Annotated in this window: 10 protein-coding genes; 9 read left to right on the top strand and 1 reads right to left on the bottom strand. The window is 55.6% G+C overall.

Annotated elements, in window-relative coordinates:
• Window positions 1-191 precede the first annotated feature (191 nt).
• The 3 genes from NW838_RS05255 (at window position 192) to NW838_RS05245 (ending at window position 2,637) form a co-directional block, all read left to right on the top strand.
• On the top strand, window positions 192-803 hold the full coding sequence (locus NW838_RS05255; protein WP_414356828.1) for a chromophore lyase CpcT/CpeT: 612 nt from the start codon (window positions 192-194) through the stop codon (window positions 801-803).
• 339 nt (window positions 804-1,142) lie between these two features.
• On the top strand, window positions 1,143-2,120 hold the full coding sequence (locus NW838_RS05250) for a hypothetical protein (RefSeq protein ID WP_414356830.1): 978 nt from the start codon (window positions 1,143-1,145) through the stop codon (window positions 2,118-2,120).
• Window positions 2,121-2,178: 58 nt separating this feature from the next.
• Window positions 2,179-2,637, top strand: a complete 459-nt coding sequence (locus tag NW838_RS05245) for a hypothetical protein (protein ID WP_414356831.1) — start codon at window positions 2,179-2,181, stop codon at window positions 2,635-2,637.
• On the opposite strand, the gene NW838_RS05240 is transcribed toward NW838_RS05245, so the two are convergent.
• The gene (locus NW838_RS05240; RefSeq protein ID WP_414356833.1) at window positions 2,609-3,946 is read right to left on the bottom strand and encodes a protein kinase domain-containing protein; all 1,338 of its coding nucleotides are present in this window, start codon (window positions 3,944-3,946) and stop codon (window positions 2,609-2,611) included. The two genes, NW838_RS05245 and NW838_RS05240, sit on opposite strands and share 29 nt — an antisense overlap.
• 250 nt (window positions 3,947-4,196) lie before the next feature.
• Between NW838_RS05240 and NW838_RS05235 the strand changes: the two genes are divergently transcribed.
• The 6 genes from NW838_RS05235 to NW838_RS05210 all read left to right on the top strand — a co-directional run bounded on the left by NW838_RS05235 (window position 4,197) and on the right by NW838_RS05210 (window position 10,619).
• A complete protein-coding gene (locus NW838_RS05235) occupies window positions 4,197-6,437 on the top strand; it encodes an argonaute PAZ domain-containing protein (RefSeq protein WP_414427628.1) in 2,241 nt (746 codons plus the stop codon).
• 46 nt (window positions 6,438-6,483) lie between these two features.
• Entirely contained in the window at window positions 6,484-6,696 is a 213-nt protein-coding gene (locus NW838_RS05230; RefSeq protein ID WP_238376814.1) for a hypothetical protein, read from the top strand.
• Window positions 6,697-6,825: 129 nt separating this feature from the next.
• On the top strand, window positions 6,826-8,061 hold the full coding sequence (locus NW838_RS05225; RefSeq protein ID WP_011434288.1) for a hypothetical protein: 1,236 nt from the start codon (window positions 6,826-6,828) through the stop codon (window positions 8,059-8,061).
• A 7-nt stretch (window positions 8,062-8,068) separates the two neighbouring features.
• Complete coding sequence (locus NW838_RS05220; RefSeq protein ID WP_414356836.1) at window positions 8,069-8,566, top strand: bis(5'-nucleosyl)-tetraphosphatase; 498 nt, start codon at window positions 8,069-8,071, stop codon at window positions 8,564-8,566.
• Window positions 8,567-8,952: 386 nt separating this feature from the next.
• On the top strand, window positions 8,953-10,197 hold the full coding sequence (locus NW838_RS05215) for a response regulator (protein WP_414356838.1): 1,245 nt from the start codon (window positions 8,953-8,955) through the stop codon (window positions 10,195-10,197).
• Window positions 10,198-10,244: 47 nt separating this feature from the next.
• Window positions 10,245-10,619 carry a response regulator gene (locus tag NW838_RS05210; protein WP_011434291.1) on the top strand — a complete coding sequence of 125 codons (375 nt, stop codon included), beginning with the start codon at window positions 10,245-10,247 and terminating at the stop codon, window positions 10,617-10,619.
• Window positions 10,620-10,638 lie beyond the last annotated feature (19 nt).

The following is a 10,638-nucleotide window of genomic DNA, read 5'->3' as shown; positions in this document are numbered from 1 at the left end:
CAATCGCGGCTTTGCGGCTTGGAAGGGAGCCATTTCAGTGTCAGAGCGAACATTCTCATAAAGGATACATAATTTAACACTTGCTGCAATCCTTGGGTGGGCCTGAGGTTGGGGCAAAATCTGAGAAGGTTCTCTTCGATTCCCTAAGATTTTCGGTACACACCTTTTACAGAAGTTCTGGATGCCCGCTTATGCCTATTGGGTTGGATCGCACTCCTTCCCCAGAGCTGCTGCAGATGGCGCGCTGGTTGGCAGGAGACTTCAGCAACCAAGAGCAAGCCTGGGAAAATCCACCGTTTTTCGCCCAGATCCGGGTGGCCTATCGCCCCTTGCCGGCCCACGTTTTGGGCGGGATCGGCTTTTATGTGGAGCAAGCCTACAGTGGCCATTTGGAAGATCCCTATCGGCAGGCGGTGGTGGAATTGACTCAGGCAAGCGCTGGGATCGTGATTCGCAACTACCGCCCTCTGGAGCCGCAGCGGTGGCGGGGCTGTGCTCGGGAAAGGGCAGACCAACTGAGTCAACTGCAGGCTGCCGACCTAGCCTATCTGGAGGGGTGTGATGTGCATGTGAAGAGGCAGGGATCCCTCTTCATCGGCGCGACGGAGCCGGGGTGCCGGTGTTGCGTGGTGCGCAACGGCCAAGCCACTTATCTGCAGACCACCTTGCACCTGAGCGAGAGCGAGTTTTGCAGCCATGACCGAGGGATGGATCCCATCACCCACCAGCAGGTTTGGGGGGCCCTGGCGGGCGCTTTTCGCTTCCAAAAGGTAGTCGATTGGCAGGCAGAGCTGCTGCTGTAGGCTTCGGCCCAGCCAGCCCTGCAACCCCACAGTTGACGACGGTATTGCGCACTCTCCCTCAGTCGGCCTTGTGTACACTGTCTTTGGCCGGGATCCAATATTGCCGCGCGATGCTTCCGGGTTCGAGCATGCTGGCAATGGGAATGTTCTTTGCCGCTTGCAGACAGGATACGCTCCTTATCGGCTTAGTGTGGGTGTTCAATGCAGGTGAGGTCAAGCCCAAAGAATGAGCCACGGTCTGGGCGGGCTTGGCACAGCCCTTGGGGAATGGCAATCGCCCTAGTTGGGATCTTGGCCTTGCTGCTGCTCGGTGCCGGATGTTCTGGCCAGGGGGAATCTGTGGCTTCCCCCCCTGCGTTGATCCCTCTCCCGCCTCAGCCGGGAACCGAGTCGATTCCCATGCCGGTGCGCACGCTGGGCAACAGCCGCTTTAAACTGCTGGGCTTGAACGTGGGGGTGGCCGGAGCCGGTGCAGAGTTGCTCCTGGATACGGGCTCGGCAGGTTTGCGCATTGTAGCGACGGCGGCAGGTCGCTTTGGCCTGGAGCGGACGGGGATCCCTTCCACCGTGACGTTCGGAGATGGCACGCAATTTATCGGGGTGTTGGCCCGCGCCCCCTTCAGCATAGGAGGGATCCCCAGTCGGGAGCCGGTAACGATTCAGTTGATCGACCGGATCACCTGTGTGGACGCCCTGGTGGCCAGTTGTTCAGAGAACTTGTTTGGAGAAGGGCGGCCCTTCGCCGGGATCCTAGGCACGTCCTTGGATGAGCGCAGCCCCGACCGCGAGCTGTTTAGTCCGCTCACCCGCCTTCCGGGCAATTTCCGCTCTGGGTACATTATTCAAACGGGGGGCTTCAACTCCACCCAGGGCCTGTTCACGGTTGGCCTAACGGCTGCCAACACCGTCGGCTTCAATTTCCGGCAGTTTCCCCAGGTGGGAAGCTTTCCCGACGGCACCCCCATCTGGCGGGATGAGGCTTTACAAGTGGCCTACAGCATCAGCAACACTTCTATTCAAAATGCTCTCAGCCCCACCGTTTTTGACAGTGGTTCTTCCGACATTTTTCTCAACGTCAGGCTGTTGGGGGCAGCTCCTTTCTCCACCTCGACCTTGCCCCCCGGCGCTGAATGGCGAGCTGTGCTGGAGGGGGCTTTTGACTACCGCATTCGGGTTGGCTTTCCCATTACGCCCAGCCGGGATCGGATTTTTGTTAACGGCAACCAAGGAGTGCAACTGTTGGGCATGCCACTGTTTTTCAACGCCGACGTTGCCTTTGATATTGAAGGCGGTCGGATCGGCTTTCGCCTACGTTGAGACGAAGTTGTTTTCAACATCCAAAAGCATTGGGATCACTTGCGGAGAAGAACTTGCCATGTTCGGCCGAGCCTTGAAAACCGGGAACAGCACGCTGCACAGATGGCCTTGGGTTTGGGGGCTACTGCTGCTCTGTTGGCTAGGGCTGAGCGGGCCGGCTTGGTCGATCAGCTTGGGGGATCCCTTGCCGGAGTGGGCTGAGTCTGTGCAGGTGGGACGACAGCGGCTGCGCGGGGTGGAGCAATACCGCGGCCAGGAACAAATCCGCGCCTATGGCAACGAAGCAGGACGGGTGTTTTGGATTCAAATCAACAGCAGCGCTGACTTGCCCCCGGATTACCGAGACTATTTGGGCGAATACCAACAATTTCTGGTAGAAGCTGTAGAAGTGGTGCCGTTGCGAGCCCGACGGCTGCGCTTCCGCCAGGGAAATCGCAGCGCCGAGTGGCAGGTGGTGGGCATGAGCGGTCGGTTTCAGGCAGAGGCGATCAGCGAAGATTTGGCCCCGCAGCCGTGATTTCCACCTTGCCTTGCCCCACAAGCACCGGCTGCTGTGAGGCTCGAGACCGTTCTGCCAACAGTTGCCTGCATAGGGGCAGGATCTCGTCCAAGACCGCTTGGGCGGTGGGGTAACGGGCATCTGCGTCGGGAGCAACCATGCGCTCCAAAATGGCCAGCAGGCGGGGATCCCCGAAGCCGAAGGGGATGGCTTCTGCCAAAGGTTCGCCGATCTGCGGCAACGTCCCTACGGACATTTCCACCGCCACCCGTCCAAGGGCGAAAATATCACTGTTGAAGCGGGGGCAGCCAGACAACTGTTCAGGGGGAGCATAGTCGCTGGTGCCGATGAAGACACCGGGGAAGCGATCTTGGCCGGGCTGGTTGCCAATGTGTTGGATGGCACCGAAATCGATCAGGGTGAAGTGGGTACGTTGGCCTCGTCGGGTTTGGATGATATTTGGGGGTTTGATATCGCCGTGGATAACGCCGTGCTGGTGGACAAAGACAAGGATCTTGAGAAGCTCACAGAGGAAGTAGGCGGTTTGGGCCGGCGACCAGATCACTCCCCGATTGGCGTGTTGCCGCAGCGAGGATCCCCGGACAAAATCTTGCACGGTGTAGAACTGCCCGTCTTCTTCAAAGTGGGCCAACAGCTTGGGAATATGAGGATGGTGGCCCAGCTTCTCCAGAATTTTAGCTTCCCGCTCAAAGGCTGCCCTGGCAATTTCGGCTATTTTTTCGTGTTTCCCGGTTCGGTCTTCCTCTGCTTTGTCATCCATGCGTCGCAGGCGCTTGACCACACAGAGGGGATGGCCGGGGCGATGGGTATCGCGGGCTAGGTAGGTTTGGCTAAAGCCGCCGATGCCGATCAAACGTTCCATTTGGTAGCGCCCATTGCCAACCTGGTTCGGTTGCTTGTCAGCACAGGCTCCCTGGGCCGCGCCCAAAGCAAGTTGCGAGCGAATGCGGGCCAGCACAACCTCTGGAACGAAAGGCTTGGTGAGGTAGTCATCTGCCCCCAGGTCAAAGGCGGCCACCATTGCCGCTGCATCGTTGTAGCCGGAAAGAATCAGCACCGGCAACTCCGAGCGGGAACGGGCCGAGCGGATCATCTGCAACAGCTCCAGCCCATTCAGCTCCGGCAGCGCCAACTCCATCAGCACCAGATCTGGCGATTGATGAATGATGGCTTCCAAAGCCTTAGTGCTGTTCTGCGCTTCAAGGACGCTGTACCCAGCTTGCTCAAGGTGGGATCTCAACTGCCGGTTAACCGCGGGATCCCTGTCCACCAGCAGAATTTTGCCAAGCCGTTTTGCAGAGGTCATCGCAAGCGCCCGCGCAGCCCTGAGCTGAGTATATCCAATCATGCCGTTCCTCAACGGTGTTCCCCATCTGCATAAGTGCAGGCAAAGTACACATCAGCCCTATGCACCTGGGCCTTTGTCGGCAACTATGACAAAGGTTACGTCGTAGCCCCCTCTCTTGATTGTCACTGGGGTAGAAGAAAGGGATCCCTGGCTAAGTATCGATGGTGAAGGCTTATCATGGAAAGGAGTTTAAACGCAGAGTTTCTCAATGAGCCTACTCCAGCAAAAAGTTGAGGCTACACTCAATCACTTCTTCGTCAAGGAGCTAACTCAAGAAGAGCTCACCTTCTATGAGTATAGTTGCAGGCCAAACCCTCTTCCAGATCTAGGAGAGGAGCAGAGGGCTCTCTCCAAGATTTGTAATCAGCTAGGTGTAATGGCTGTTCGTCTGGGAAATCGCATCATAACCCGAGAAAAAGTTCCGGCCAGTAAACTCAAAACAGAGGAATGGGAGTTGGAAGAGCTTGGTTCTAAGGCTCTAGATTGTACAGACCCTACAGAGAGACAGGCTCTAGAAACTTTCGAGCGCAAGAAACTAGATTGGAGTCTAAGATCTAAGTACAAAAAAACAGAGATTGAGCGATCAACAGGAGGAGGATTGATCTGGTGGGTTACGGGTCTGGAAGGAGTAGAACGGATTAAGGACTCGGAAGGAGTAAAACCACTTTGCGGAGATGGGTGGGAGGTTCACAGAGGAAGAGAGCTAGACGTTGTTATTAGACAAGATAAGAAGCTCTATCTAGAGATCGACATCCGATACCATTTCTACAGCCCATGGACGCTGCATGAGTGGCTGGAAAATTACCCAGATGTCTCAATTGAAATTGTACGAAACACATACAGGACAAAAAATAATAAATACCCAACTTGGGAGTATCGAGGCATTATTTCCAATCAGTCGCCAAGGGAAGTATGGTTAGCGGAGCTAAACACTAGCTTAGCGGATTATCATGTACAGAAGTACGGAGCAACTCCAGAAGAAGTTGATGGCTCTCTGGTGGTTCAAGTGGTCTCGAGAGAACGCAATTTCAGACAAAAGGCAGAGCCTATCCTTCATCTATCGCGGAGACTGTCGCCTGTTTTAACTTTGGAGATGCTAGCAAGTATAGAAGATCAAAGATGGACTGGCAAAAAAGTTAGCTCCTTGGTTAGCGAGCACATCAGAAAAAGTTTAGAAGAGAGATTGAAAGAGTCTAAAGAGACCGCAAAAACTATTATAAAAAATGTCTACAATATTTCTGACTTTCAGGCTGATCCCCTAAAAGCAGAAGGATACATTATGCCAAGGCCAAGGCTATTGGGGTTTGGTCATAGACAAGTCCAAAACCCCGCGAGAGTTAGGTACCAAGGATGTGCAAGAGTTGGCGAGACAAAGTTTGGACTTCTAAATCTTGACGATAATAAACGTGAGTATCCTACTGAGGTTCGCAAGTGCCTACTTGAAGTAGCTAAAAAGAGCGGAGCAAGAGTTGAAATAGACTTTTACGCAACCCGTCAAGATTTGCCTGAAGGCGACCTTGCTCAACAGAGGTTTTGGCAAAGCTGGGCCGACAAAGGGATCAAAACCGTTCTGGTTGTCATGCCCTTGTCGCCTAATGAGCACAAGCAAAAGATCCGCTTGCAAGCACTTCGAGCAGGAATAGCAACTCAGTTTATGATTCCTGGAGCTGACCCCTACAAAGCTCTAAATGTCGTACTAGGACTTCTGTGTAAAGCTGCGTGGCAACCCGTGTTGCTTGAACCCCTCGATCATCCTGAGTGCTCCGAGCTTACCATTGGTTTTGATGTGGGGACGAATCGAGAGCTTTACTACGGAACCTCTGCCTTCGCGGTACTGGCCAATGGTCAAAGCTTAGGCTGGGAGTTGCCCGATATACAAAGAGGAGAAACTTTTTCCGGCGAGGCAATTTATCAAACCGTGTCCAAGCTCGTCAATAGATTCTACAACAAATTTCATCGATACCCTAGAAAGGTTCTTTTGATGAGGGATGGCTTAGTTCAAAGAGGCGAATTTGATAAAACAATTGAGGAACTAAGAAAAGAAAAGATTGCTGTGGATATTGTTGGGGTGCGCAAAAGTGGCGCGGGAAGAATGGGGATTCAAGAAGAAGGCAGATATAAAGATGCTGCGATAGGCACCATTATTTTCAATCACCCTGAAAAGTCATTTACTCTAGTAACAAGTCAGCCCATCAAGAAGGGTTCAGGCTCCATTGGGAGTGCAAGGCCATTGCGAGTTATTCACGAATATGGAAGCACCCTCTTGGAAGTACTGGCCCTGCAAACCTACCATCTTTCTCAGCTTCATCCTGCTAGTGGGTTTCAGCCTTGCAGGCTCCCTTGGGTGTTGCACTTTGCCGACAAAAGCAGTAAAGAGTTCCAGCGCATTGGCAACAGCATTTTTAGTGTGCTGCAGAACATAAACCGAGAGAAGTTGATTGCCGTCTAGCCAAGGGAGGGGATCCCCACCTGCCGGCCTTGCTAGGATTGGGGGGGTGGTTGGTGTTGCGGCTATGGAGATGAATGAGGTCTGGAAGACCTTTCTGAGCAATCCTGTTCCGTTCTGTGGCGGTTTTCTCAGCGGCCTGCTGCGTTTGGATGTGAAGCAAGATCCGCTGCGCAGTTGGCTGGAGTCCCAGGGGCTGAGGGTGGAGGAGCCCCCGCCTTCCGGTCGCTCCGACGGCCCCCAATCCATTTCCATTGAATAGGCGTACTCAATCGGCGGGCAGAGAGTAGGGATCCCTTCCAAAGGGTTACTCACGGTCGTGGGAAGCGCTCCGATCCCGGCAGAAGCAGTGGCAAGAAGGGCAACAAGAGCAGGGTTGCGAGGTGAGCTGATGTTCCCTGAACCCTCCCAATTTAGGAAGCGGCAGGGATCCCTTCGAGGCTGGGGCTATCTCGGCGGGGTGGTGTTCCTGGCAACGGGACTGGTCGGTCTGCCGTCAGGGGATCCAGCCGTGGCCCAATCGGCTCCCTCTTCTCTTGCCAGCCCTAAGCAGGATCCCCAAGCTTGGCTGGAGCGCTACAACGCCGCTCTAGAGCAATTGCCCCCTTTGCCCAACTTGCAATATCGCCAGCAGGTGCGGGTGGAGGGATCCCAAACCTTCACAGCCACGTTGGATGTGCTCTACCGCCGCGACGGCAGTTGGCAGGCTTGGGTAGCCGAAGGGGATCGCATCCGCCTCTTGGATTCGCGCCAATTGGAAGTGGTGAACCAGTCGGATCTGCTGCAGCTGTACTCGGTGTATGTGAGCCGACCGGAAGCCCTCTTGCCCTCGGTGAGCTTTTACTTGAAGGCGGATCCCAGCCGCTACCGCGTCCTCTCCTCAGAACGGGTGGATTTGGCTGGATCCCCTGTCCAGCACTTGCGCCTAGAGCCCATTCAGGAAGGCCAGTTGCGGGAGCTGTGGCTGGATCCGCAGTCGGGGCTGCCGCGGCAGGTGTTGCTGTTTTTGTCGGGGGTGTGGGGGCAGGCCTATGTCCTGATGGGGTTTACGGCGGTGCCAGCTCCCGAGGGAGGGGAGCGCTACTGGCTGCCGGAGAGCACCCGCATCAATTTGGGCTATGGCTTTTGGACCCTGGAGGGCCTGAACCGCCGCGTGTTCAGGGGATCCCTGTCCATCCAGCATGACTACCAGGACTACCGCATTTTGCCAGAAGGGACGCAGTTGCGCTTTTTGCCTTCGCAGCCGCCGGTGGATGCGCCGCCGGTGGTAGCCGGCCTGCCGGGGAGCGCTCCTCAAGCGGAGTTGGGAGATGTGCGGGCCTTGGGAGTGGATGAGCAGGGCAACCAGCAGTTCAGCATTGGCCTGGGCCGGCGCTCCAGCCCGGACAATTCCTTGGAAGACCGAATCGTTGCTTTCAACCTAACCCGACCCACCAGCCGCAACGCCCTGACCCAAATCGATACTTTAGCTCTTTTGCCTCTGGGGAATGGCCAGTTGCCCATCTATCTCTTCCAATTCGACACCGGTCGCCCCCTCTCGCCCCTGCAGGGGGTAGAGCGCCCGCAGGTGGATCCCAACGAGGTCTTCGCTCCTAAGCCGCCAGCCATCAAACTCTTTGGAGATTAGCTCCCCAATGCTGATAGATGCTGCCTATGGGGTGATCCCCATCCTGCCCCACCCACCCGCCCAGGAAGCTCCCGGACCCGGCTCTTCGCATTTGTATCTGCTCATCCAGCACCAGAAGGGGCATTGGGCTTTCCCAAAAGGGCACAAGGATGGCTCCGAAAGCGACCTGGAGGCGGCACAGCGAGAATTGCGAGAGGAAACCGGCTTGACCGACTACCAGCTTCTGACCCTGCCCGGCCAGTCTGACCCTTTGACGCTGCAGGAAGCCTACACCTTTACGGATCCAGAGGGGAACCGAGTGGCCAAAACCGTTACCTACTACGTGGCCTTGCTGCCGCCCCAATTTCCTCCCCCTGAGCTACAGGTGCAACCAGAGGAGGTGGCCGCCTACCGCTGGTGCTCCTACCCCGAAGCCTTGGAGCAGATCAGTTTTGAAGAGAGTCGGCAACTGCTGCGCCGCTGCCAAGCCCACCTGGAGCAGCTTTGGAAATTGGAGAAGACCTAAGTTCCGTATTTTTACGGAAGAGGTTTATCGGGGTTACCTTTATACTGTCCTGCGGGCTTTCCGTGGGAAGTTCCCGAGTAAGAAAGCCAGCAGACAATCTGAGGGCTAGCCTTCACCTTTAGAGATTGGCTGATGAGCAATAGTCATCGATCTCCCCAGGAGGAGAGTTTTTCTGAATACGGATTGAACGCTGAAACTGCCTTTGAGTTCGTGCAGCCTTGGCCGTCTTGTTGGGCTTGGCTCATCTAAAAGATCTCGTCTGGGTCAGGGCTGGGCTTGAACTGTATTCTGGAAAGCATTTTTTCACCGGCTTGTGGGGTAGCTAAGACTTCAGTCGTGTCATCAACCTCAGCGCAGGAAATTGTCCGAGCACGTCCTCTCGACCCATGAACCGTCCCCCCGTCTGTACAGAAGTCTCGGCCCATCTGCTGAACGCAGAGGTCAGCTTCACAGGAGTTGTTCGGTATTTCAGTGCCTTGGACAAAGGGGAGGGGCTGGGCACTTGGTCATTGGTGTTTCACCAAGGTCGCCTGGGGTTTGCTCACCACAGCTTGGAGCCCTTGGAGCGCTTGGAGCGCCACCTGCGTCGGCTCAGCCATCAAGTCTTTTCTCTGACTCGCCAAAATTGCCTACGCATCCATCGGCAGGTGGAGGCGCTATTGGCTCAGGAGACTGGGCCTCTACCTGCAGACCTTCTGGGGCTGAGTTGGATGGTAACGGAGCAACTGCTGCCTTGGGAAGCTGCGCGCAGGTTGAATGCTTGGATCGGCGAGGAGGTGCTGCAAAATCTGTTGCTGGTTCCAGGGGGCTTTCAGCAGGAGATCATCCCACTGGACAACGTGCCCACCCTGGGCCAGTGGGATGGGGGATCCCTGCTCGACCTGATCCAAAAGCGGCTACGGGCATGGCAATCTTTGGGGCCTGAGATCACCTCCCCCTACCAACGGCCCTACTTTGCCAGCCGGGCCCAGGCAGAACGCCTTCCCGCCGAGCAACAGGAACGGCTAGGCCGGTTACTGAAGGGGTTTAGCTTCCGCCAGTTGAGCGCCCTTCTCGATCAAGACGACCTCCAGATCGCTCGCCGCCTACATCCTCTGGTCAAAGCCGGTATCCTTGTCCTGCGGGATCCCCAGCCCCCCTTTGATCGGCTGCCCAAAACCTACTCGGCCAAGCTTGAGACAGAATCACAGCCCTCAGAAACTCCCACCGTCCCTCTTCACCTGGCCAACGGGCTTGCAGATCTAGGCCCATCTCCCCAAGCCTCGAAAACCTGGATTGTGGCCTGTATTGACGACAGCGAAGCCATGCTCAGCGAGTTGCAGCGGTTGTTGGAAGGGCACAACCTGGTCATTCACACCATCAGCGACTCTTTGAAAGCCCTGATGAAGCTGACCACCCTCAAGCCAGATTTGATCCTGCTGGACGTGGGTATGCCCAACGTGGATGGCTACCAATTGTGCAGCCTCATCCGCAAATCCTCCGTGTTAAAGGATGTGCCGGTGGTGATGGTCACAGGCCACAAAGGTCTGATCGATCGGGTGAAGGCGCGCCTGGCCGGTGCCACCGATTACCTGACCAAGCCCTTTCGGCAGGAAGAATTGCTGCAGATGGTGTTTCGCTATCTCAGCTAGGGATCCCTCTAAAGGTTCGTCGAAAAAGAGATAAGGAGATGTCGATCATGGTGAAAGTTCTTGTGGTGGAAGATGTGGCCTCGGAGCGACAGCTCATCAGCGATTACCTCCGCTCAGAAGGCTATCAGGTGGTAGCGGTGGCCAACGCCCAAGAGGCATTGCAGCAGATCCGCAACGACAAACCCGATGTGGTGCTGACGGACTTGGTCATGGAAGGCATGAGCGGGCTGGAATTGTGCCGCCAAATCAAGAAAAACCCGGAAACCCAAAAGTTGCCCGTTGTGGCCTGTACTTCTAAAAATCAAGAGCTGGACAAACTCTGGGGCATGAAGCAAGGGATCGATCTTTATCTGACCAAGCCTTTTACCCGCGAAGACATTTTGCGGGCCGTGAAATCAGTAGTGCTCAGCCCGAGCTCATGATTTTTGCCACTCCTGTCCT

The organism is Synechococcus sp. R55.2, from assembly GCF_047462075.1.
Taxonomy (GTDB): domain Bacteria; phylum Cyanobacteriota; class Cyanobacteriia; order Thermostichales; family Thermostichaceae; genus Thermostichus.
The sequence above is the reverse complement of the archived record's forward strand: the minus strand, read 5'-3'. Positions and strand labels throughout refer to the sequence as shown.